Annotated in this window: 22 protein-coding genes; 17 read left to right on the forward strand and 5 right to left on the reverse strand. The window is 45.9% G+C overall.

What is annotated here, in order from left to right; translation table 11 throughout:
* Positions 1-206: 206 nt before the first annotated feature.
* On the forward strand, positions 207-1,067 hold the full coding sequence (locus YC6258_RS05380) for a type 2 periplasmic-binding domain-containing protein (protein WP_044616123.1): 861 nt from the start codon (positions 207-209) through the stop codon (positions 1,065-1,067).
* Between the two features lie 22 nt (positions 1,068-1,089).
* On the opposite strand, the gene YC6258_RS05385 is transcribed toward YC6258_RS05380, so the two are convergent.
* The gene (locus YC6258_RS05385) at positions 1,090-1,944 is read right to left on the reverse strand and encodes a type 2 periplasmic-binding domain-containing protein (protein ID WP_044616124.1); all 855 of its coding nucleotides are present in this window, start codon (positions 1,942-1,944) and stop codon (positions 1,090-1,092) included.
* Positions 1,945-2,259: 315 nt separating this feature from the next.
* On the opposite strand from YC6258_RS05385, the gene YC6258_RS05390 reads away from it, so the two are divergent.
* The 3 genes from YC6258_RS05390 (at position 2,260) to YC6258_RS05400 (ending at position 6,127) form a co-directional block, all read left to right on the forward strand.
* A complete protein-coding gene (locus YC6258_RS05390; RefSeq protein WP_044616125.1) occupies positions 2,260-3,465 on the forward strand; it encodes a pyridoxal-phosphate-dependent aminotransferase family protein in 1,206 nt (401 codons plus the stop codon).
* A gap of 405 nt (positions 3,466-3,870) precedes the next feature.
* Positions 3,871-5,205: a methyl-accepting chemotaxis protein gene (locus YC6258_RS31145; RefSeq protein WP_052830080.1), complete on the forward strand. Its 1,335-nt coding sequence runs from the start codon at positions 3,871-3,873 to the stop codon at positions 5,203-5,205.
* A 160-nt stretch (positions 5,206-5,365) separates the two neighbouring features.
* Positions 5,366-6,127, forward strand: a complete 762-nt coding sequence (locus YC6258_RS05400; RefSeq protein ID WP_044616126.1) for a pyridoxine 5'-phosphate synthase — start codon at positions 5,366-5,368, stop codon at positions 6,125-6,127.
* Position 6,128: 1 nt separating this feature from the next.
* On the opposite strand, the gene iolG is transcribed toward YC6258_RS05400, so the two are convergent.
* A complete protein-coding gene (iolG, locus tag YC6258_RS05405) occupies positions 6,129-7,124 on the reverse strand; it encodes an inositol 2-dehydrogenase (protein WP_044616127.1) in 996 nt (331 codons plus the stop codon).
* Between the two features lie 257 nt (positions 7,125-7,381).
* Between iolG and YC6258_RS05410 the strand changes: the two genes are divergently transcribed.
* From YC6258_RS05410 to YC6258_RS05420, 3 genes are all read left to right on the forward strand, one after another.
* On the forward strand, positions 7,382-7,870 hold the full coding sequence (locus YC6258_RS05410) for a GNAT family N-acetyltransferase (RefSeq protein WP_044616128.1): 489 nt from the start codon (positions 7,382-7,384) through the stop codon (positions 7,868-7,870).
* A gap of 125 nt (positions 7,871-7,995) precedes the next feature.
* Positions 7,996-8,463 (forward strand): bacterioferritin, encoded by a 468-nt coding sequence (gene bfr / locus YC6258_RS05415; protein WP_044616129.1) that lies wholly within the window; start codon positions 7,996-7,998, stop codon positions 8,461-8,463.
* A 78-nt stretch (positions 8,464-8,541) separates the two neighbouring features.
* Positions 8,542-9,027 carry a GNAT family N-acetyltransferase gene (locus YC6258_RS05420; RefSeq protein WP_044616130.1) on the forward strand — a complete coding sequence of 162 codons (486 nt, stop codon included), beginning with the start codon at positions 8,542-8,544 and terminating at the stop codon, positions 9,025-9,027.
* A gap of 162 nt (positions 9,028-9,189) precedes the next feature.
* On the opposite strand, the gene nhaA is transcribed toward YC6258_RS05420, so the two are convergent.
* Positions 9,190-10,377, reverse strand: a complete 1,188-nt coding sequence (nhaA, locus tag YC6258_RS05425; RefSeq protein ID WP_044616131.1) for a Na+/H+ antiporter NhaA — start codon at positions 10,375-10,377, stop codon at positions 9,190-9,192.
* Between the two features lie 175 nt (positions 10,378-10,552).
* On the opposite strand from nhaA, the gene YC6258_RS05430 reads away from it, so the two are divergent.
* The 6 genes from YC6258_RS05430 to YC6258_RS05455 all read left to right on the forward strand — a co-directional run bounded on the left by YC6258_RS05430 (position 10,553) and on the right by YC6258_RS05455 (position 18,315).
* Entirely contained in the window at positions 10,553-11,593 is a 1,041-nt protein-coding gene (locus tag YC6258_RS05430) for a LacI family DNA-binding transcriptional regulator (RefSeq protein WP_044616132.1), read from the forward strand.
* A 112-nt stretch (positions 11,594-11,705) separates the two neighbouring features.
* On the forward strand, positions 11,706-12,719 hold the full coding sequence (locus YC6258_RS05435) for a LacI family DNA-binding transcriptional regulator (protein WP_044616133.1): 1,014 nt from the start codon (positions 11,706-11,708) through the stop codon (positions 12,717-12,719).
* A gap of 182 nt (positions 12,720-12,901) precedes the next feature.
* Positions 12,902-14,158: an ABC transporter substrate-binding protein gene (locus YC6258_RS05440; protein ID WP_044616134.1), complete on the forward strand. Its 1,257-nt coding sequence runs from the start codon at positions 12,902-12,904 to the stop codon at positions 14,156-14,158.
* A 194-nt stretch (positions 14,159-14,352) separates the two neighbouring features.
* Positions 14,353-15,243: a carbohydrate ABC transporter permease gene (locus tag YC6258_RS05445; protein WP_044616135.1), complete on the forward strand. Its 891-nt coding sequence runs from the start codon at positions 14,353-14,355 to the stop codon at positions 15,241-15,243.
* Positions 15,240-16,058 carry a carbohydrate ABC transporter permease gene (locus YC6258_RS05450; protein WP_044616136.1) on the forward strand — a complete coding sequence of 273 codons (819 nt, stop codon included), beginning with the start codon at positions 15,240-15,242 and terminating at the stop codon, positions 16,056-16,058. The genes YC6258_RS05445 and YC6258_RS05450 overlap by 4 nt, the downstream gene beginning before the upstream one ends.
* Before the next feature lie 7 nt (positions 16,059-16,065).
* The gene (locus YC6258_RS05455; RefSeq protein ID WP_044616137.1) at positions 16,066-18,315 is read left to right on the forward strand and encodes a glycoside hydrolase family 2 protein; all 2,250 of its coding nucleotides are present in this window, start codon (positions 16,066-16,068) and stop codon (positions 18,313-18,315) included.
* A gap of 92 nt (positions 18,316-18,407) precedes the next feature.
* Here the strand turns inward: YC6258_RS05455 and YC6258_RS27050 are convergent, their stop codons facing one another.
* Both YC6258_RS27050 and YC6258_RS05465 read right to left on the reverse strand, forming a co-directional pair.
* Positions 18,408-20,150: a sensor histidine kinase gene (locus tag YC6258_RS27050; protein WP_052830082.1), complete on the reverse strand. Its 1,743-nt coding sequence runs from the start codon at positions 20,148-20,150 to the stop codon at positions 18,408-18,410.
* Complete coding sequence (locus YC6258_RS05465; RefSeq protein ID WP_144407568.1) at positions 20,147-20,833, reverse strand: DUF6901 family protein; 687 nt, start codon at positions 20,831-20,833, stop codon at positions 20,147-20,149. Before YC6258_RS05465 ends, YC6258_RS27050 begins: the two co-directional genes overlap by 4 nt.
* A gap of 28 nt (positions 20,834-20,861) precedes the next feature.
* On the opposite strand from YC6258_RS05465, the gene YC6258_RS05470 reads away from it, so the two are divergent.
* Genes YC6258_RS05470 through nosR form a run of 4 tightly spaced genes read left to right on the forward strand, consistent with a single transcriptional unit; the run spans position 20,862 to position 24,120 of the window.
* The gene (locus YC6258_RS05470) at positions 20,862-21,659 is read left to right on the forward strand and encodes an ATP-binding response regulator (protein ID WP_052830084.1); all 798 of its coding nucleotides are present in this window, start codon (positions 20,862-20,864) and stop codon (positions 21,657-21,659) included.
* Entirely contained in the window at positions 21,649-21,939 is a 291-nt protein-coding gene (locus YC6258_RS05475; RefSeq protein ID WP_044616138.1) for a hypothetical protein, read from the forward strand. The genes YC6258_RS05470 and YC6258_RS05475 overlap by 11 nt, the downstream gene beginning before the upstream one ends.
* Positions 21,932-22,753 carry an HDOD domain-containing protein gene (locus YC6258_RS05480; RefSeq protein ID WP_044616139.1) on the forward strand — a complete coding sequence of 274 codons (822 nt, stop codon included), beginning with the start codon at positions 21,932-21,934 and terminating at the stop codon, positions 22,751-22,753. Before YC6258_RS05475 ends, YC6258_RS05480 begins: the two co-directional genes overlap by 8 nt.
* Positions 22,750-24,120 carry a response regulator c-di-GMP phosphodiesterase, NosR family gene (gene nosR / locus YC6258_RS05485; protein ID WP_044616140.1) on the forward strand — a complete coding sequence of 457 codons (1,371 nt, stop codon included), beginning with the start codon at positions 22,750-22,752 and terminating at the stop codon, positions 24,118-24,120. Before YC6258_RS05480 ends, nosR begins: the two co-directional genes overlap by 4 nt.
* The last annotated feature ends 8 nt before the right edge of the window (positions 24,121-24,128 follow it).

Consider the following 24,128-nt stretch of genomic DNA (forward strand, 5'->3'; position numbering starts at 1 on the left):
GTTCGGCATTCGGGCTTCTGTATCATGAGATGGATCATTATTTTCATTGAGTAAAATAACAGACAGCATTCTCATTCAATAACCAATGTGCGAAACTTTGGACACTTACCAAAGCAAAAAAATTAAAACATATCAAAAATGGGCATGCGTCTTTGGCCGGTCCACTGTAGTGGTCGCTTAATCATATAGTAGGAAGGTTCGCAAAAATGATAAAAATAATTTTCTGTGTGGCAGTTTTGGCAGGAATTCCATTTCTGACCATGGCCGCAGAAGAAACTGTTGTTACGATCAGAACTCCTGAGGTTGTGAATGACAATGGCATGGCATATGGCAACAAGCTTATCCAGCTGGCACTGGATAAAACTGTTTCCACTTATGGACCATATCGCCTGGCTGAGGCTCCCAGAATGACCTCTGCCCAATCCAAACAGGCTATTATCAACAATTCATTAACCAATTTCGTCATGAAGACGAGCTACACCGATTCACTGGCAAAACAGACCGCTTTTGTGGCTTTCCCGGTGGATTTGGGGATTGTAGGGTATCGGGTGTGCTTTACTTCCCAGGGTACCAAGGAAAAACTGGCTCAGGTTCAAGCTCTTGATGATTTGAGAGCCTTTACTCATGGCCAGGGAACAGGGTGGGCCGATGTGAAAATTCTTCGTGAAAATGGTTTCAATGTTCGCGAAGTATCGCATCGTGAAGGGTTGTATCTGCTGACTGCACACGGCTCTATCGATCTGTTTTGTCGCGGCACCAATGAGCTGTTGAAAGAATATCAGGAATATAAAAAGTTTCCTGATCTGACCTACGATGAAACATTTGCCATTCAGTATCCGCTACCTAGATTCTTTTTTACTTCCAAAGAAAACCAGGATCTGGTCAAACGTTTGGATGAAGGTATCAAGATGGCTTATGCCGATGGGTCTCTCCAGAAATTATGGTTGGAGAGTTATCAGGACAGCATCGACTTTGTACGTCTGGATAAAAGAAAAATTTTTCATATCCAAAATCCTTTGATTAAGGATCTTCCAGTCGATTATCAAAAATATATGTACCAGCCTTAATGCTGCCTGATCTGAGTACCTGTTACGGTTTGTACATGTACTGTTTGTAACTATCTGACAGCCCTTTTAAAAGAGGGTTGTCAATATAGAAAATTTTTCGCTTATCAAGGCGCACAAAATTGATACTGTCTTGATAATTTGCAAGCCACAGTTGTTGCAGGCTGCCATCCGCATAAGCCATCTTAATACCTTCATCCAGGCGTTTGATCAGCTCCTGATTCTGTTTTGAAGTAAACAGAAAACGGGGTAATGGGTATGCCAGTGAGAAAGTTTCGTCGTAGGTCAGATCAGGAAATTTTTTGAACTCCTCATATTCGGGTAACAACTCATTGGTACCCCGACAAAACAGATCGATAGAGCCGTGTGCAGTCAGCAGAAATAAGCTTTCGTAGTGAGCCACTTCGCGAACATTAAACCCGTTCTGGCGAAGTATCTCCACATCTGCCCAGCCCGTACCCTGACCATTGGTAAATGCTTTCAGGTCATCGATCGTCCTAACTTCAGCGAGTCTGGGTTTGTTAGCGACAGAGGTAAAACATACTCGATATCCCACTATTCCCAGGTCCACCGGGAACTCTACAAACCCGGACTGACTGGCAACATCCTGGCTGTAGCTGTTTTTCATGACAAAATTATTCAAGGTGTTGTTGGCCAACACCTCAAGTGCCTGGGCATAAGTAAGGACGGGAGACAAGACAATCCGGTAAGGACCGTATTTTGAAACGGTCTTGTCCAGTGCCAGCTTGATCACGGCATTGTCATAGTCATAGCGTTTATCAGTAGGAGACTCTGGTGCTCTAACTGTTACTACGGTTTCTGCCGTGGTTACAGTTGATATAACAAAGAACACCATCAGGCAGAAGGCTGTTTTTATCATTATCGATCCTTTATCTGTCAATATAAAGCGTAGGAGAGATGTTTACATGGCCGGACGGCAAAATATACCTGATGAGTCAGGCAAAGGTTTTTCTTTTATGTACCGATTCGCAGCCAATGAAAAGTTTCGCATATTGGAATAAGCAAGAAAATGCTGTGAATCGATATGCTGCCATAAAAATGTTGAATTGTCGTCATGATGTCGGTCTTGGGAGAGTATCTCCTGAGTCGAGGCCCAAAAGATATTTCATGCGCTGTTTTGGGGCCCGTGATAGCATTAAAAGGTTCTTTGACTGCCAGATGAGTTTGAACCGTTATGCCTATCGATGTGCCTAAGATTGATCAGCTTTATCAGATATTGCCGGACGAACCTTTATTAATGATGGGGGCCGGACCTGTACCGATTCCTGAGGCTGTGGCGGCAGCGAATGGTATTGTGATTAACCATCTTGGGGAAGCCATGGCCAGGGTGATTGATCAGGTCAAACGAATGGCTCGTTACATTTTCCAAACCCAGTCAGAGTGGATCGTCGGTGTTGCCGGTCCTGGATCGGCAGCGATGGAGATGGCGGTGGCCAATCTGGTCTGGCCAGGGACCCGGGTCTTGAGTATCTGTAATGGTTTTTTCAGCAATCGCCTGGCGGAAATGGCCATGCGTGCTGGTGCAGAAGTCGAACAGCTGAAGATTACTGACGGCATCAGCGCAGACCCGAAACAGGTGGCTGAGATATTGGATCGGTTTAGACCTGAGGTGTTGACGATTGTCCAGGGTGAGACTTCCAATACCACGCACAACCACGCTTTAGATGAAATTGCTGCAGTTGCCAGAGAGCATCGTTGTCTGGTGATTGTCGATGCTGTCTGTACTCTCAGTACCATGCCTTTGAAAATGGATGAGTGGGGCGTAGATGCCGTTATTACCGGCGGTCAGAAAGGATTGTCGTCCATTCCCGGTGTGTCTCTGGTGGCGTTTTCCGATGCGGCCTGGAAGCGAATAAACGCTCGTACTGAGCCTATGCGACACTGGACTCTGGATGCCAGCCTGGCCACTAAGTTCTGGCATCAGGCGTCATATCATTATACGGCTCCGGTATCAGGGTTGTTGGCATTGCATGAAGCCATGCGGCTGGTGTGTGAAGAAACTCTAGAGCATCGATATACCCGTCATCAGCATTGTTCGCTGGCTCTGCAGGCTGGAATCGAAGCTCTGGGCCTTAAATTGTATGTACAGCCTCCGGCCCGGTTGAATTCAGTGCTGGGCATTGCATTGCCGGAAACATTGCAGCCAGCTGAGGTTTGTCGACACATCTCCCATAACTACCGGGTGGAAATTGCCAGTTCGTTTGGCCCCCATATTGTCCGAATTGGACAAATGGGTGAGCAATGCAGGGTTCATAACCTGTTTCGAACCCTGCATGCCTTTGGATCAACGTTTAAAGATCTTGGCGTGAAAGTTGATGTGCCGGCAGGTATGGCTGCATTGGAAAACCGCCTGCAGGATTTGAAAGCCACCCAGCCTTAGTCGTTATCAGGATTATTATTGCACCGTGCTGTAAAATAAATCTGCTGAATTTACAAATTGATGCATGGATGCATCAAAAAAATTAAGTGTCTTTGTAGGCTTTTAAAATCAATAAGTTGTAGCATTTCTGATATCCCATTTATTGGCACATTTAACACGCTAAATAATTATTCCGTTTGCTTTATTTCTGTTCTTAACTAGCCTTTCAGGTATGGGAATTCCTGAAAAAACTGCTTGAACTCCGGTTTTAGCGGTATTAACACTAGTTCTGTTATTCCACTTTGTTTGTCTGGAAAGTCATTTTGGCTATTGCGTTTTGGTAATGCCGGGCCATCGTGTCATGGATAACTGTTACTGTTTTTCAGGGTTTCTAATATGCTTTATCTGTTTCTATGAGATTCGACAATGTTAAAAATTTTCCAGAACTCTTCCGATACCAAACAACTGCTTGATGATCTGCAGAGATTCAAGGATTTAGTAGAACAATCCAGTCCTGTCATTGAATTTGATGTTAACGGAAAAGTTATTACTGCTAATGCGATGTTTCAGGCACTATCTGGATATTCATTGGCAGAGTTGTCTGGTATGACGCATCAGCAGCTCTATCGTGCTGGCTTTTCATCAGAAGACGAATACCGGTCCTACTGGCGTCAGGTATGTCAGGGAAATACGAAGTCATCTCATCGTCAACTACAAGTCAAAGGTGATCGGAAACTATGGGTTTCCAGTGTTATTATTCCATCTAAAGGCCCTGACAACAGAGTGGTGAAACTGTTTGAGATCAACACTGATGTGACGGCTTTGGCCGATATGGCTGATATCAGGCTCAAGGCTAAGTTAGAAGCATTTGATCGATCCAACGCTATTATCGAGTTTTCGCCAACAGGTGAAGTATTAACAGCCAATAAGAATTTCCTTGAAACCATGGGATACCGGTTGGAAGAGATTGCCGGCAAGCACCACCGGATGTTCTGTGACAATGAATATGTAGCCTCGGACGAATATCGACATTTCTGGTCGCGCTTAAGTCGCGGAGAATACGTACGCAGTCGTTTCAAACGATTAGGCAAGCATGATCGTGTTGTCTGGCTGGAGGCGAGTTATAATCCTGTATTTGATGAACATGGAAAGGTTGTGAAGGTGGTTAAGCTGGCAACAGACATCACTGAAAATGTCGCTCAATCAGAGCTGGAGGCACAGAATGCATCCAGGGCTTACCATATTGCGTCTGAAACCGAGAGGGTGGCTGAACACGGTACCGAGGTGATACAAAGTGCGGCCCAGGAAATGAAAAATATTGCTGAGTCCATCAGTCAATCTGCCGATGTGGTTGCAGAGTTGGGGCGTCAATCCGGCGAGATTACTGCCATTGTCAATACGATTCGCGGAATTGCGGATCAAACCAATCTGCTGGCACTGAATGCGGCCATAGAAGCTGCCCGGGCTGGAGATCAGGGGCGGGGATTTGCCGTGGTGGCTGATGAGGTAAGACAACTGGCAGGCAGGACCAGCCAGTCAACCCAGGAAATCTCTACCATGATTGAGAAAATGCAGAGTGGAACGGATACTGCCATCAAAAGCATGAACAGCTGCCAGAATCAGGCTCAGCATGGTGTTGACCTGGCTACCCAGGCAGGGGCAGTCATCATACAGATCCGGGATGGAGCCAAGGATGCTGTAGAAGCTGTCAGTATGTTTGCCGATGTCATGGATGAACGCGATGCTGTTAATTACCGGTAAACTGCCTGGCTAATTACGGTTTGCAGGTATTCCACCATAGGAATGCCTGTAAAACGGTACCATACTGCTGAAAACGGTTTTAGCGGTGTCGACATTTCCTTTGCATTACAATACCCTTCGTCCGATTCTCCCAACGTCGTTTTACTTTCAGGACGTAGCCATGCCCACAGCGCTCAGCGTCAATCTAAACAAAATCGCGTTATTGCGGAATTCTCGTGGAAGAGATTATCCAAGTATTCTTAAATTTGGCCGCCGGGCCTTACAGAATGGAGCTCGTGGTCTGACGATCCATCCTCGTCCTGATCAGCGCCATGCCCGCTACCAGGATGCCTATGACTTGCGGGCATTACTGGAAGAGTTTCAGGAAGCAGAACTGAATATTGAAGGCAACCCGATAGATGAGTTCATGGATATGGTCCTTGATGTCGGACCTGATCAGTGCACTCTGGTGCCTGATCAGCCTGGGCAAATTACCTCTGATCACGGTTATGACCTGGATATGGATACCGAAACATTGAAGCCGGTTATCGAAAAGCTTAAACGGTTTGATGTGCGGGTATCGTTGTTCATGGACCCAGTCCCTGAGAATATGGCCAAAGCCAGAGCAATCGGTGCTGATCGGGTGGAGTTGTATACTGAGAGCTGGGCTCAAGCATTCATGACGCCTCAGGAAGATCAGGTGTATGAGCAGTTTCGCTTAAGCGTTCTGGCCGCCAGAGAAGCGGGTTTGGAAGTCAATGCAGGACATGATCTTGATTTGCAGAACCTGGCCATGTTTTTGACAATACCTGATATTGCAGAAGTTTCCATTGGTCATGCTTTGACGGTGGAAGCTCTGGAATCGGGTTATGATTCTGTGATTCGTCAGTATGCTGCCATATGTTCTTTATCGATGGAGAGTCGTCCAAACAAAGATTTTTGAGTTAACGCTCGAGTTCCACAATTTTGCCAGTATGCATGGATTCCAGCGCGGCTACCGCCAGGCGCTGGGCTTCCAGTCCATCTCTTATGTTGGTCAGTGCTGGGGTGCCGGTTTCAATCAGTTCAACAAAAGCCTGCATTTCAGCCTTATAGGACCACGCAAAGCGATCAATGAAATAATTTTCCGGTGATGAACTGGTCAGGCCTTGATGGTCGGCAATCGTCAGCAGGCTATGGAGGCGGTTGCCGATGGATAACACCTCTTTGCTGCAGACTACTTCGACCCGCTGTTCCAGACCAAATGCAGAGCGACGGCTGTTACTGATTTGAACGAAACGGCCGGAGATTGATGTCAAAGTAATCATGGCGGTATCGATATCTCCGGCATCGCCAATAGCCGCATCCTCCAGACAATTGCCTACTGCATAAACTGTTTTGATTTCCTCACCCAGAAGGTAGCGGGCCATATCCAGATCATGAATGCTCTGATCGAGAAACATACCACCTGAACGTTTGATATAACTGATAGGTGGCGGAAATGGGTCTCGGGAGATCATTAAAATGTGTTCTATATGGCCGGCGGTGCCATTACTGAGGCGCTCTTTCAGGGTACGAAAGTCCGGGTCGTAACGTCGTTGAAATCCCATCATGCAGCGTATGCCCGATTGTTCCAACGATTCAACGGTGCTGATGGTGGTTGCAAAATCGAGGCTGATCGGCTTTTCACAAAACACAGCTTTACCGGCACGGGCGGCCTGAACCAGTAAATCTGCATGAGAGTCCGTAGAGCTGGAGATCACAATGCCGTGTACATCTGCATCTGCAAATACGGTATCAACATCTGCTTCAATGGCGGCTGTTTTTTTTGCCAGTTCGGTCATATGATTGGAGCGCACCGGATCAACCAGATATTTAACATTCGCTTCCGGGTTCGCCGCTGCATTCAGTGCGTGAACGGTGCCAATGCGACCTGTACCAAAAATGGCGAGATTGATCATTATGTGTTCCGGTTGTTCTTATATCCTGAAGAATAGATACTGATAATCATCTATTCCAGCCTGCTGAAAGTGTCTGGTAAAACGGCTATTTAGTTATCCGACTGGTTAGTTACGGTTAACCAGGATGCCATTAATTTCAATGGTTGTCGGTAAGTCAGCAGAGCACTGGTATTCAGGATAGATCACTCTGCTCAAAATTGTTGAGACAGGCGTCGGTAAATTGTAATCCATCCAATAGCTTGCAAAGGATTTCTGACATGATTCGTAATGTTACGCGTGAAGATGCTGAGCGTATCGCTGAGATTTATAACCACTACATACTTAACACGATTATCACCTTTGAGGAGATTTGTCTGACCTCCGGGGAGATATGTCAGCGTATTGCTAAATTAGAAGATCTTAAATTGCCATGGATTGTTATTGAACAGGATCAGCGGGTAGTTGGATATGCATATGCCGGCGTCTTTCGGGAACGGGCAGCATATCGTTATTCGACTGAGGTAAGTGTTTATCTGGATCATCAGGTAACCGGTGGAGGTTTGGGAACTCAATTATTCGCAGAATTACTAAACCGTTTGGAGCAGACTTCCATGCATACGGTTATAGGTGGAATTGCGTTGCCGAATGCTGCGAGTGTGGCGCTACATGAAAAATTTGGCCTAAGAAAAGTTGCAGAAATTCAACAGGTCGGTTTTAAGTTTGACCGCTGGATCGATGTTGGGTACTGGCAGAAAATTATTAAATAACAACGGTTTACGATACTCATTAAACAAATGAGAACGATTGTTATTTGCTGGTTTTATGGGGTGTTTTAGCCTTTTCAATAAAAAAGGCTATACTAACCGGCTTTAACAGAAATGGGAGAGGCAGGATGAAAGGTGACAGCAATATCATCAATGAACTCAATGTATTGTTGGAAGGTGAGTTGACTGCAATCGATCAGTATTTTATTCATTCCCGCATGTATGAGGATTGGGGTATCTCTAAAATTCATGAGCGTCTCAATCACGAAATGGAAGAAGAGCGTGGACATGCAGACGCACTGATCAAACGCATTCTGTTTCTGGAAGGCAAGCCGGATTTGAGTAAACGCTCACCATTGAATGTGGGTACTGATGTCATCAGTTGTCTGCAGAGTGATCTGGCGCTGGAATACAGTGTGGTTAAATCTCTGAAGCATGTTATCGCACTGTGTGAACAGGCTGAAGACTACGTTACTCGCGATATGTTGTTGCAACAGCTACAGGATACTGAGGAAGATCATACCTATTGGCTGGAACAGCAGTTGCGATTGATCAAACTGACTGGTCTCGAAAATTATATTCAATCACAAATGTGATATCGGTTGCTTGCAAATTGTCGGTACCGGTCTTTATAGCAGAGACCGGTCAGACCCTCATTCTTATATCGTATTGTTATGTCTTTGAGTATCATTTCTGCCGATTATCAAAATCCACAGCATGGTCATGACTTAATCTATCTGCTGGATCATTATGCCCATGATCCGATGGGGGGTGGTGAGCCGTTGAGTCCGTACGTTCGCACTCATTTGATCGAACAGTTGCGGGCGGTGCCTGGCGCGTTTTCGCTACTTTGTTATCAACAACAGCAGGCTGTTGGGCTGGCTAATTGTTTTATGGGTTTTTCCACTTTTAAATGCCGTCCGCTGGTTAATATTCACGATGTGGTGGTACATGCAGATTATCGTGGACAGGGAATTTCCCAGCAATTGCTGGCAGTGGTGGAACAGATCGCACGCCAACGAAACTGCTGTAAGATAACGCTGGAAGTTCTGGAAGGGAATGACATTGCCCGGAAGGCGTATCGCCGGTTTGGTTTTGCCGGCTATGAACTTGATCCCGAAGCCGGCACGGCGCTTATGTGGCAGAAGCTGCTGAACTAACCCGTTAGATCAATTCAGTGAAGCAGTGGTGTGTGGAGGTGTGGATCACACTAATGACCACTGCACATGCGAGCCCCAAAAAATCAGAATGTTTCGCGCAACATAGCCAGATTTTTCAGGGCCGTTATCAATGAGACCAGGTCGATCCATTGGATAACCGGGTTAAGAACTGGGTTTATCCTTCAAGCTGTATTTCAGTACCAGGTAGCCAGTAACACCGGACAACAAAGAACCAATGACGATTCCAAGTCGATCAATCACCTGAATACTGCCGCCATCTTCGAACGCCAGAGACGATATAAACAGACTCATGGTAAAGCCGATTCCACACAAAATGGCAACGCCCCAGAACGAACCCCAGTGAACCTGATCAGGCAGTTTTGCCAGTTTCAGTTTAATGGCCAACCAGCAGAAGCCCATGACTCCGATTTGTTTTCCCAAAAACAGGCCGCTGGCGATACCTGCGGGAATACCCTGTACGACCTGTTGCATAGTGAGTCCGGTGAGTTGGATACCGGAATTACAGAATGCAAAGAACGGTAAAATAAAAAATGACACAAAACTATGCAGTTCGTGTTCAAGCTCTTTCAAAGGTGATGGCTGTGATGGATCGGGGTTTTTCAGTGGAATAAACAGCGCCAGTACAACTCCGGCCAGGGTTGCATGAACACCTGATTTAAGGGTGGCAACCCACATGATCATGCCAACGATCAGATACGGGGTTTTCGCCATAACATCGTTACTGTTGAGCAGCCACAGGAGCGCAATGCAGACGGCGACAATCAGTAGCGAGGTCATGGAGATATGTGCACTGTAGAAGATTGCAATAATGATAATCGCGCCGACATCGTCAAAAATGGCCAGAGAGGTCAGGAACAGTTTCAGACTGGTGGGAACCCTGGTGCCAAGCAGGGATAAAATACCCAGAGAAAAGGCGATATCCGTTGCGGCCGGTATCGCCCAGCCCTGCATGGCAACCGGATCGTTAAAATTGAACGCAGTGTAAAACAAAGCCGGTACGGCCATGCCGCCAATAGCTCCAGCCAGTGGCAGAACGATTTGACCGGGGCCAGACAGTTGTCCGTCCAGTAATTCCCGTTTTAATTCAAGGCCCACATGTAAGAAGAAAATAGCCATCAGGCCGTCATTAACCCACAACAGTAAAGGCTTGGCGACTTCCAATGCACCTATCTGCAATACGACCGGTGTATCGATCAGCAGGTCGTAGTATGCCGTGATTGGAGAATTGGCGAGCAGCATTGCCAGGATTGCAGAACCGACCAGAAGTAAGCCTCCGGCTGATTCCAAGGCGAAAAAACGTTCAGCCAGAGAAACTGTCTTTTTGAACATGTACCAGGACCTTTTCGATAGAGTGCGAACCCATGTTATTGGTGTCAATTAAGGCAAAATCAACGATTTATTGTATAAATCGGACAAGTTAAGTGAGATCAAAAGAATAGTAAAAATTTACCAGGTCTGCTTAAATAATTTCTGCTATTTCATATTGACTGTTGCTGCATATTTTATGGCTACTATAAAAGACATTGCCCAGGCAGCCGGAGTTTCACCGACGACTGTATCCAGGGTCTTGAACAATGACGCGTCTTTGTCAATTTCTGAGACGACCAAAAAAAGAGTCATGGAGGCTGCCGGTAAACTGGATTACATCCCGCCGAGGCAGCGCAGTCGCAGACCGAACGCTAAATTGCATATTGCACTGCTGCATTATCTTTCCCCGACCGAGGAGATGCATGATTCGGACCCTTATTACACTGGTTTAAGACTGGGGGTGGAGGAGCGACTGCAGCAGCTGGGTATTCCTTTACAGCGAATATACCTGGATCCTGCGCGTGGGCCTGAGGCTCTTGATACTCTGGATGGCCTGATTGCTACGGGCTGCTACTCGAGTGCGGATGCGCAGCAGATATCTGAGCTGTGTCCAAATCTGGTATTCGTTGACTCGTCTCCGGCCGATGATTGGGCTGACAGTGTGGTGATCGACCTGGAGCACCTGATGCAGGCGATACTGAATCAGGTGTGGGCGCTTGGGTACCGCAATATTGCCTACATCGGTGGTTATGCGCTTCCCAATCAGGTCGATCAGCGTCACAGTGAGGCGCGCTGTAAAGCCTTTTTGGAATTTATGTCTGCCAAAGGCGTGGATAGACCGGAAAATATATGTATTCAGGGTTTTACCCTTCAGGATGGTTATGATCAGGCAGGTAGATTGTTGCAGCTTGATCCGATGCCCGAGTTGGTGATCGCCGGAAATGACAGCCTTGCGATCGGTGCCATACGCGCATTTCATGAAGCCGGGCTGAGCATTCCAGAAGGTATTGCCGTGTTGGGTATTAATGACATTCCCACCGCACAATATCTGCATCCCTCTCTTACGACTGTCAGGGTCCATATGGAAATGATGGGGGAGAGTGCTGTTGATCTGCTGATGGAGCGGTTACATGGACGGACGATTGCCAAGAAAGTGGTCTTGCCGACGCAATTGATCTGGCGCCAGAGTTGTCCAAATCGACCATTACAGAGGCACCCCAAACCTGAGACCGTCTAGTGCGTCGTCATAGAATAGTTCGGGGTAAATTTATGTTTTGACATAGTAAAAATTTACCAGGTCTGGTTAAATAATTTGCCCCCTCCAAAGCAATGGTTTTGCTGTATATTTTATGGCCACTATCAAAGATATCGCCCTGGCAGCGAAGGTTTCTCCGGCAACGGTTTCCAGAGTACTGAATTACGATAGTACCTTGTCGATTTCGCAGGCGAAAAAAAAGAAAATTTTCGAAATCGCAGAAAGTCTGGAATACACCCCGCCGCGCCAGCGTGCCCGCCAGAGTCGTCATCAGCCCCAGTTGAATATGGCGCTGATACACTTTTTATCACCTGCTCAGGAGCTGGAAGACCCCTATTACATTGGAGTGCGTCTGGGAATTGAGAATCGTTGTCAGCAGTTGGGCATCCGCCTGAATAAGATATATCGTGACTTGCCCGCCGATGAGGATGTGCTTAAGCAAATGGATGGTCTGATCGCGATTGGCCGATATTCAACCCCAGACTCCAAGTGGATGTTGAGCATGTGCCAGAATCTGGTATTTGTAGATTCGTCGCCGATTGAGGAAACTTTTGACAGCGTGGTGATTGATCCTGATCGGACGGTTCGGATGATACTCGAACAGCTCTGGGGGCTGGGGTACCGCAACATCGCCTATATCGGCGGTTATGAGATCATTGCAGAGTTTGATACCCCTTTAGGTGAAAAGCGGCGCAAGGCGTTTATCGAATTCATGTCTGAGCACGATATATATCGACCAGAACACATTTTTACAGAAGGCTTCACGCCGTTGGAAGGTTATTCCCAGGCCAAAAAATTACTGGATCTGGAGAAACTGCCGCAGGCAGTGTTAACCGGGAACGACAGCCTTGCCATTGGCGCTATGAGAGCGTTTCACGAAGCCGGTATCAGTATTCCCGCAGATATTGCTGTCATTGGTATCAATGACATCCCCACAGCACAGCATATGCACCCCACACTCACCACCGCCAAGGTTTACACGGAGATGATGGGGGAAACAGCGGTTGATCTGGTTATTGAGCGGTTGAACGGCCGCACCATTCCTAAGAAAGTCGTGTTGCCAACCCATCTGGTATGGCGTCAAAGTTGCCCTAATAAGCCTGTCTGACCGGGCTGATGACGGACATAGTGTTGAAGGGCAAAATTTTGTAGTAAATATTTACTGATATCTGGTAAATTTTTATTGAGTGACCAGCTAATTTGGTCGATACTTACAAGGGCCTGTTATCAGGCCCTTTGGTCCGAGTGATCGGACGGTGGGACTTAACAACAAATAAAAGAGAAGCCGCCATGCGTATTCCAACTAAATTGATTGCTAAACTTGTTCTATGTTTTATGCCAGCCATTGCCTGGGCAGCCGGTAAAGAAATCACAGTATGGGCATGGGATCCCAATTTTAATATTGCCATCATGAAAGAAGCAGCAGAGCGTTATAAAGCTGATCATCCTGATGTGAAATTTAAAATTGTCGATTTCGCTAAAGCTGATGTAGAGCAGAAGCTGCTCACCAACCTGGCCTCAGGAGTCACCAAAGCATTGCCGGATATCGTTTTGATTGAGGATTACAATGCGCAGAAATATCTGCAATCGTTCCCCGGATCATTTGCCGATCTGACCAAAGAGATCGATTATAAAAATTTCGCCCCTTATAAAGTGTCGTTGATGACCGTCAACAAAAAAGTCTATGGCATACCGTTTGATACCGGTGTGACAGGACTGTTCTATCGTCGTGACATCCTGGAAAAAGCCGGCTATTCCGAGGACGACCTGAAAGATCTTACCTGGGATCGTTTTATTGAAATTGGTAAAGCGGTTAAAGAGAAAACCGGTACCTATATGATGAGCCTTGATCCCAATGATTCCGGTATCCTGCGTATCATGATGCATTCTGCAAATTCCTGGTTCTTTGATGACAAAGGTCATCCTGCCCTGGACAGCAATCCGGTTCTGGCCGAGTCTATGAGTACCGTTCAGAAGCTGTTTGCCAGTGGTATCGTTCGTCCAAGTAACAGTTGGGCCGACTGGGTATCCACCTTCAATCAGGGCGAAGTCGCTACCGTGACAACCGGTGTGTGGATTATCGGTTCGGTAAAATCAGTTGCTGATCAAAGTGGTAAATGGGGCGTGGCTCCTATTCCCAAACTGAACATCGCCGGTGCCACTCATGCTTCCAACCTCGGTGGTTCAAGCTGGTATGTCATGAACAGTTCCAAGGCCAAAAAAGAAGCGATTGATTTCCTGAAAACTGTTTATGCCGGTGATACTGATTTCTATCAGGATATTCTGGTACAACATGGTGCTGTTGGTACTTACCTGCCTTCACAAACCGGTCCGGCTTATTCAACCAAAGATCCTTTCTTCGGTGGTCAGGCTGAATTCCTTTCTTTCAGTGAATGGCTGAAAAATGTTCCCGCTCTTAATTTCGGTCTGTATACCTATGAAGTAGGGGATGCACTGGTTGCTCAGGTTCCCGGTTTGTTACAGGGCGGCAGTGTTGAACAGGCTTTGAAAAATGCCCAGCGGCAGGCGGCCTCTCTGGTTCAATAACGAATGGAACCTGCAATCTTCGGGGTGTTGGTTCTGAGATAAACGGTATTGTCGAAGCTGGTCCCAAAGTTTCTGTTACAGGAATTTTGGGTCAGCTAGCGTTGCCTGGATTTATCGCAGTCTCCAACCCTTAATCTACCTAATCATGGTTCGTCATCGACGAACCCTCCAGTTGTATTAGAGGTATGGTGTCTATGGCACGGCAGCAAACCACGCCTATGAATCGTTTTATGAACGTCAATGGCTGGGCATTTGTATCTGTTTCGCTTGTTCTAATTGCGCTTTTCAGCATTTATCCTGTAATCAAATCCCTGTGGCTGTCCACTCAGGTGGGAATGGGTGTGGTCACACATTTTGGCGGTTTCAGTAACATTGTTCGACTGGCCAATGATCCGCTGTTTCTGACCGCGTTAAAAAATACATTTATTTTCCTGATCGTTCAGGTGCCAATTATGATTATGCTGGCCCTGGTTCTTGCAAATGCGTTGAATAATCCCAACCTGAAATTTCGGGGCATCTTGCGGACGGCTATTTTCCTGCCTTGTGTGACATCGCTGGTAGCCTATTCGGTATTGTTCAAAAGCATGTTCAGCTACAACGGTCTGATCAATTCCTTTTTATTAGCCATACACGTCATTTCCGATCCTATTCCCTGGCTGACTGATCCCTTCTGGGCCAAAGTCACCATTATTATTGCCATTACCTGGCGCTGGACCGGTTACAACATGATTTTTTATCTGGCAGCATTACAGAATATCGATCGTTCTATTTATGAAGCTGCTGATCTTGAAGGCGCATCCGCCCGTCATAAGTTTTTCAAAATCACGATACCGATGCTCAAACCGGTTATCCTGTTTACCACTATTACCTCAACCATTGGCACTCTGCAGTTGTTCGATGAGGTTATGAATATCACCGTCGGTGGACCTGCCAACGCAACCATTACGCTATCGATGTATATCTATAACCTGTCTTTTAAATTTGTGCCTAATTTCGGTTATGCCGCCACCGTGTCTTATGTGATTGTTTTGATTGTGGCGTTGTTGTCTGTCCTTCAGTTTAAGGTGGTCGGGAGAGAGAAATGATTTCAAGAACCCAGCGCGATCTGATACCGACTTATATCTTTCTGGTGATCATTGCATTTTTGTCCATTTTTCCGTTTTTTTGGATGATCGTCAGTATCACCAATACCAACTCGGATATTTTTTCCGGGTCCATGTCGTTTGGCAGTAATCTGATTAATAACTTTAATAGCTTTAATGAACAGGTGGATCTGGTTCGGGTACTGTGGAATACCACCAAAGTAGCTGTCATGGGGACATTTTTGACACTGTTGATAGCCTCTCTCGCCGGTTATGGTTTTGAGATGTTTAAGTCGAGAGTCCGTGAGCGGGTTTATCAGATTATTCTGCTGACCATGATGATTCCGTTTGCTGCATTGATGATTCCCTTGTTTACCCTGTTTGCCAAAAGCGGTCTGCTGGATACTCATATTGCCGTGGTACTGCCTACGGTTGCCTGGGTATATATCATTTTTTATTTTCGTCAGAGTTCCAAGGCTTTTCCAGCAGAGCTTCGCGAAGCTGCCCGGGTGGATGGCATGAATGAATGGCAGATCTTTTTCTTTATCTATGTGCCAATTATGCGTTCAACTTATGCGGCGGCGTTCATAATTGTGTTTATGGCCAACTGGAATAATTTCCTCTGGCCATTGATTGTCTTGCAGTCAGATGAAATGAAAACCATAACGCTGGTTATTTCATCACTTTCTTCAGCGTATACCCCTGATTATGGAGCTGTAATGGTTGGTACAGTGCTGGCCACCATTCCCACATTGGTTGTGTTTTTTGCCATGCAACGGCAGTTTGTGCAAGGCATGCTTGGTTCAATTAAGCAGTAGGTACATTATGAGAACAGAAATTTTATTGAATAAAGATTGGTGCTTTAAAGCGGGTTTTGAGCTGTCTGATACCACTGCCGAAAATTTTGCAGATTATCAGAAAGTTTTGTTGCCACATACGGTAGAAGAATTGCCGTTCAACTATTTTGATGAAAAATGTTATCAGCGACAGTACACCTATCAGTTACAGCTGACACCTGAGTTATTGCAGTCAGTGACCGGCAAGCGCCAGGCGTATTTATTGTTTGAAGGCGTGATGGCGTATTGTCAGGTCTATCTGAATGGAGAGCTGCTGCAAGAACATAAAGGTGGTTATACACCCTTCGAAGTGCATCTTGGTAAAGCTCTGAAAAATGGCCAGAACAACTTGTTGACTGTCATGGTAGATGCCAGCGAACGTGCAGATATTCCACCGTTTGGCGGACAGATAGATTATCTGACCTATGGTGGTATTTATCGTGATGTGCGCCTTCTGGTGACTGATGAAATCTCCATCGCCAATCTGAAAATTGAAACCCAGGATACTCTGGCAGCGAAAAAATCCGTTACAGTCGATTGTTTTTTCCGTAATCCTGATAACTATAATGGTGCCATTGAAGTCAAAGTGAACCTGAAGACCCTTTCCGGGGAAGTTCTGGCGAGTAACTCGGGTAAATGCTATATGCTGGATGCCTCTCCGGTCAGAGTGAGTCTGAACGAGTTGGAGAATCTGCAATTGTGGGAGCCGGGCAACCCGGCTCTTTATCAGATCGAATGCGAACTGAGCAGTGAAGCCGGTAATGACTGCTGGCAGCAGAACTTCGGTTTCAGAACGGCTGAGTTTACACCGGAAGGCTTCCTGCTGAACAACAAACCACTGAAAATCCGAGGTATTAATCGGCATCAGTCGTGGCCTTATGTGGGTTATGCCATGGGACAGCGGGCTCAGGAAAAAGATGCCGAAATAATTAAATACGATCTTGGTTTTGATCTGGTGCGTACTTCTCATTACCCTCAGTCAAAGTATTTTCTGGATCATTGTGACCGTATTGGACTTCTGGTATTTGAAGAAATTCCCGGTTGGCAACATCTGGGAGAAGGTGAGTGGAAAGATCTGGTATGTCAGGATGTTTCCGACATGATCCGTCGCGACTGGAACCATCCGTCCATTATCATGTGGGGCGTTCGGGTCAATGAAAGTCAGGACGATGATGTACTGTATACCCGCACCAATGCCATTGCCCACGAACTGGACACAACCCGTCAGACCGGTGGAGTGCGCTTTATTACCGAAAGCAATCTGTTGGAAGACGTATATACCATGAATGATTTCATTCATGAGGGTAAGGATAAGATTCTGCGGGATCAGCAGGAAGTAACCGGCCTGGATCATAAGGTTCCCTACATTGTGACGGAGTTTAACGGTCACATGTTTCCGACCAAGCGTTTTGACCAGGAAGAAAGACAGCACGAACACACCATGCGGCATTTGCGCATCATGAATCGTATGTATGGGGATTCCGGAATCAGTGGTTGTATCGGCTGGTGTTTCTTCGACTACAACACCCACAAGGATTTTGGCTCCGGAGATCGCATTTGTTATCACGGAATTACGGATATGTTCCGTATTGAAAAATTCGCCGCTTATGCCTATGCCAGCCAGATGGATCCAAAGGTTAAACCTGTGTTACAAGCTGCTACATTCTGGAGCCGTGGCGAGCGTTCCATTGGTGGTGTCATGCCCTTGCTGGTGCTGACCAACTGTGACTATATTGAATTTCAGTATGGTAACTGTGATGTCCGCCGTATTTATCCCGATCGTGAGACGTTTGAGCACCTGCCGCATGCACCGGTGATCGTTGATGAACGCAGTGTGACGCCCACCGAACTGGGATCATGGGGACTGGAATGGTCTGAGGTTGTGATGACCGGTTATGTGGATGGCGAGAAGGTCATTGAGCGCCGTTATTCCTGTGACCCGGTACCTCACACACTATCGGTGCAGGCAGACCATCTGCAATTGTCCGCAGGTGTCAAAGATGCCACTCGTATCGTGATCAAAGGTCTGGATCAGACCGGTAATCCGATGGCATTCTGGAATCCCGTTGTGGAATTGAGCCTCAAAGGTCCTGGACGGATTCTCGGTCCCTCTAAAGTGGCCTTGTCAGGTGGTGCTATTGCGACCTATGTTGAAACCAGATTAGAGCCGGGAACGTTGGAGTTGACCGTATCCTGTGAAGGTATGGAAACGCAGACAATCAATATTGAAGTGCTTTAACCGCCAGCATTAACCTGATGCAGCAGCCTGTTGTAACCCAACAGGCTGCTTTGCTCCATTTTATTTATCCCAGTAACAAAAATCATGGCCTGCTAGGCCGCGTGAACATCTTCGTCTGCGTCCTCATTTTCGTTTTCTTCTGCTTTCGGGAAGATAACGGTAAAGCGGGTCCATTGCCCAACTTCACTTTCGCAGATGATATCGCCAAAGTGTTTGTTGACGACTATGTCATAGGAAATATTCAGCCCCAAACCGGTTCCTTTGCCTGCTTCTTTTGTGGTGAAAAACGGCTCGAATACTTTGGAAATATTTTCGCTGGGAATCCCTTTGCCATTATCTTCCACCGCCACTAATACCGCATTATCCTGATCCCATGACTGAATGCGGATAAGACCGTGTTTCCCTTTATCTTTAATTGCATGTGCCGCATTTACCAGCAGGTTAGTCATTACCTGGCTCAGTTGTCCGAAGTGGCCTGAGATCATTCCCTTGGCATTGAGTTCCAGCTTGACGTCACAGTTATATTTGATTTCGTTATGGACCAGTCTCAAGGTGCTGTGTATGACATCATTAATAATTAACAGCTCTTTGTCGTCGGCATTTTGGTCGGCGCGGGCATAATTCTTCAGATTATTGACGATTTCCCTGACTCGTTGTCCTCCTTCAGCGCAGTCGCCCAAAAGGTCTGACGAATCGCTGAGTAGATATTCAATGTCTGCTTTGGCTTTCAGCTGGTTGATGTTTTCGCGCAGGGTTTCCAAATCGATGGCTTCATTGATTTCCATTTCAATGTTGCTGAGATAATTTTTCAGTTCCGTCATGTACTCCATCATCGTGTGTATGTTGCTGGTAACATAACCGATTGGATTGTTGATCTCGTGAGCGACGCCTGCCGCCATTTGGCCAATGGATGCCATTTTTTCCTGCTGCACCATTTTTGACTGGGCTTCTTTCATCGATTCAATGGATTCTTTTAACGCGAGATTACTTTTCTGCAGCGCGGTCGTGCGACTGATAATTTCCGATTCCAGATCTTCATTTAAGCGGGTGATCCGTTGCTGAATAATCATCAGACGTTTCAGTGCCAGATCCACCGTGCGCAGGAATACAATCTGCACACTGGCGATGCGACCAAGCTCATTTTTCATGTCGGTTTTTTGCTTGAGCAGCTGAATTGGTCGTTTGAAATGGATATGTCTGAGACGGTTGTAGTCCACGTCGGTGTTGCTTAAAAGCTGGGCGATCAGGCGAATATCAGAATCTGCGGCTTCAAAGCCGGCAGTAATCTGGTTGATCGGCGTTGATATCTTACTTCGAAGCCACCACGTCAATGTCAGTATTTCCAGAACGATAATCAATACTGTACTAATTAATGCTGTAACGACCACAGAGTGAACTTCTCTGATCAGTGCATGATTGTGGAAGCCGACATATATTTTAATATTCGGAAAAGTCCTGCTATCGACCTCTACCTGATAAAAAGCATCCGGATGTGGTGGTAAAGAGGTATCGGAAGAATATATGACGGCTTTACTCATTGCGTTTGAGCGATATCCCATGACGTGATTGTTTTGATCAATGAAAGCGATGTACGCCAGGGAATTGCTTAAATCAAAATAAAAATCCAGTATTTCCAGGTAGGGGGTATGCATGGTTGATGGCAGGGCGCCGAAATCAAAGTTTTGTATATGATTGACCAGGCTGTCGCACAGTATCAGAAAATTTTTTTCCGCGTGTTTTTCAGCAATGAGTATCGTCACCACGCTGGAAACCAGTATCACGGCAATGGATAGCATGATCATGAAACCGGTCAACTGGTGGCTGATTCTTCTCATAATTCAAACAGCTCCTTGATATCTTCAAACTTATCTTCGATGTTGGCACCAACATTTTTAGCGATCAGGTCGAGATGAACCAGCGCATTTATGCTGGCATCTTCTTCGCATGCGAGCTGTAATCGACGGGCAATATAAACATTGACAATATGCAGGTTTTTATAGTTTTGATGCAACTTTTCAAGGTTGTTGACCGAAATATAGTCCTGCTGAATGTAGTGACTGATGTAGTGGTTACCCAAAACCCGGATCAGTTGCTCAATGTTAGTGGCCAGAGGTAAGTGGTGTTTGGCGACGGGGCGAAGAAAGCGGGTATAAGGGCATTCGCCGGATGCCATGATCAGACCGATGAGTGAGCTCAGAGCCCTTTGAAAACTGCAGCGATGAGAAATAGTACGATGCTCTGTTGTCACTTCAAGATCAACCAGGTCATAAGAGATCTTGTCTTTAAAACATTCCACAACCACCGCCAGATCCACAGCAATCGGACAGTATTCCTCATTGAGCGGGCAATGAGGACACTTATGGGTCTCAAGACGGATCCAGTCATTAGTTGTTGAAACCGGCAGGCTTCCTTTTCTGGCGGGATCAATGCGGAATTCTGCAATTAACTGATTATTGTGAAAAAATTTGTAACAAATTGTCATCGCAAAAACGGTATTGGAGAAAAACTCTATACTCAAGATAGTCCAAAAAAATAAAGAGTGATATATGACTCGAACAATTCTGGTGGTTGATGACGAAACCAATATTAGGAAAAGCATTCAGCGTATTTTTCGGTCTGGGCAATATGAAGTATTGACTGCGGGCGATGGTTTTGAAGCGCTGGATGTTATGAATCAGAAAGAAGTCGGTGTCATATTATCAGATCACCGGATGCCAAATATGGACGGTACCGAGCTGTTTACTCAGATCAAGGATCTCTATCCAAAGACAGTACGTATCATGTTGACCGGATACAATGATGTTGACAATTTGACCCATGCGATCAACAACGGAGGTATCTATAAGTTTTTAACTAAACCCTGGGAAGACAGTGAATTGATAGAAGTGGTTGAATCTGCCTTTGAGATTTATGAAATGGAAGCTCGTAATGATGAGCTTTCCAAGCGTCTTAAACATATCAATGAACAACTGGAAAACAGTGTCGCTCAACAATCCAGAGTTCTGAAAATGAACATCAGAACCCTACAGACCTCACAGGATATTATCGATTCCTTGCCAATGTCTATCGTTTGCTTCGGTGATGACGGCATCGTTGTAGAGGCGAATAAACAGGCCTGTTCTTTTTTCGGTCAAGGACATGCGTTGGTCGGAATGCCATTTGCCCAGGTATTGCCCACAGAGATTACCAGTGTGATATCTGATCATCCCGGGCCGGATGATTTCAGAGAGATTGTCATTACCGGACCCAAAACCCTGGTATATGCGATCAGTAGTTTTGAAAGCACTTCAGGGGCTTCCGGTTTTATTTTCATCGGTTATGAGAAACATCTGAATGAAGATTAATATTGCGGATGCAATGGCTGGTATGGTTTTGGCGAATGACATCATCAGCAACAATGTTCGTATTCTTAAAAAAGGGGCCGAGCTGACAGATAAGGTTATCCAGGCACTGCTCAAGCGCGATATTTTGACTGTGGATGTAGTGGATGAAGGAAATTCGCGGCAGATGCATGTTGAATTGCAGAGGAAGATAGATCAGCGTTTTCAGCGTTATGAAAATAACTCTGCGATGATGGAGTTAAAAAATATAGTAATCAACGCCGTAGAGGAAACTTATGGATAGCACTGAACTTGCTGTAACACTGCATGAGAAGCTTCATGCTATGAAGCCGTTCAGTAGTGCTGCTTTGAGAGCCATGAAGGAGCTGGACAGCAAGACTCCTTCCGTCGAAAAAGTCGCAGAACATATTGCACAGGATGTCAGTCTCACGGTGTTGGCACTGAAAATAGCGAATTCATCGTTTTACGGATTTTATCGTGAAGTTTCAAACCTCAAAGAAGTTGTCATGATATTGGGATTGAGTACCCTCAGAAACATAATCATTACCGCATCATTGATGAAAGGGCTGGCGGTTGGGCCTAATGAGGACATTCGTACCCGCATCTGGCGGCATTCGCTCATGGTAGCCTGCATTTGTCGTTATATCGCAGCCCATATTAATGAGGATACTGATCAGTTTTATTTAAACGCGTTCCTGCACGACTTGGGGCACCTGGTGTTAAATGAAGTTTATCCGGTCAAGTTGGCGGCTATTCTGGACCATGAAGATCCTGCCAGTATGCGGGAGCAGCTTGTTGATGGTCTCAGCAATGTCGAGGTTGCAGTCATGGCCTGTAAAGTCTGGGCGTTGCCAACGGATATTGAACAACACATTTTTGATGTACGAAAACCCAGGTTGGCTAATAACCGCTATAAACATTCCATAGTGGTTGCTCATACGCTGGCAACCGGCCTGGGTTACTGTATCACCCGACACGATCTCGTATCTGAGACCATTCAACACAATCTGGACGCACTAAATATTCCAGCAGAGGATCTTGAGAAGATATTGATCGATTCAATCAGGGATTATCAATCTATTGAGCAAGTTATATGAATGTAGATACCAATACTTCCGAATATGAACCGCTGCTCACGGAAAATGCAGAACTGAATGTTTTGTTTGTCGATGATGAACCCCAGATTCTGAGTTCGCTCAGACGGTTGTTTCGTCGGGAGCCCTACACGCTGTTTTTTGCTTGCAGTGGTGCAGAAGCGCTCGAAATCATGCAACAGCAAAAGATAGATGTCATTGTGTCGGACATGAGAATGCCCAATATGGACGGTGCCGAATTTCTGTCTGCGGCGCGTGAAATGCAGCCTGATACGATGAGAATTCTGTTGTCAGGTCAGTCAGATTTTCAGTCGATTATCAAAGCTCTCAATAATGGTGGGATCAGTCGTTTTGTTTCCAAGCCATGGGATGACGATGGCCTCAAAAATATCGTATACGATGCGTTACGATTGAAGCGTCTGCAGATCGAGAAACTTAGATTATTGGAAATTACCCGAAACCAGAACGAAATGCTGTTCCAGATGAATCATTCTCTGGAAGAGAAAGTTAAGGCCCGAACTTCAGAGTTGCAGCAGACGGCGGATATGCTCGATGAGTCATACCGGGAATTGAAAGAGAGTTATAAAAACTTTGTTAAGTTGTTTAGTAATATCATTAATCAGAACCCTGGAACGAAGGAGGGTTTTTCTCAAAAAGTCGCAGAATTGTCTGAAATTCTTGCAGAGTCAATGAACTTGCCGGAAAGCGAAGTTGAAATTATTGAGCAGGCTGGTCATTTGCATGAATTGGGAAAACTGATATTGCCCTACCATTGTCTCGATAAACCCTACACAGAACTCAATCAGAAAGAACGTTATGAGTTCTCGCGCTATCCAATATACGGGCACGCTGCATTAATTTCTGTCGATTATCTCGGAGACCAGGCCAATATAATTCTGCATCATCGTGAGACCTGGAATGGTAAAGGTTATCCTGACAAACTTGTGGGCGAAAAAATTCCGATTGGCAGTCGTATTCTGGCGGTGGCAGCCGATTTTTTCATGCTGACGGAAGGGTTGATGGTCAAACGGTTGGTCAGTGAGAAAGATGCGATTGATCGCATCCATAAATTATCCGGTATTAACTATGATCCCAATGTGGTGCTGTTGCTGGAAGAGGCCATTCAGCGGGTCAGTCATCGTGCTGCTGCAAATGAAATTCGCATGGTTCTGGCTGACTTGAAAGAAGGGATGGTGCTGTCACGTGAAGTACGCAGCAGTCGTGGAATTGTACTTATTACCCGGGGATCGACTCTAAGTGCGCGGATGATACAGAAACTGCGTGCTATGAAGTCCAGTGACCAGACTCTGGAAAGTTTTTATGTCATTGCCAACAACAAAGCGGCTAACAATTTTCAGAATAATTCCTGATTGGGTTA

Source organism: Gynuella sunshinyii YC6258 (assembly GCF_000940805.1).
Lineage (GTDB): Bacteria > Pseudomonadota > Gammaproteobacteria > Pseudomonadales > Natronospirillaceae > Gynuella > Gynuella sunshinyii.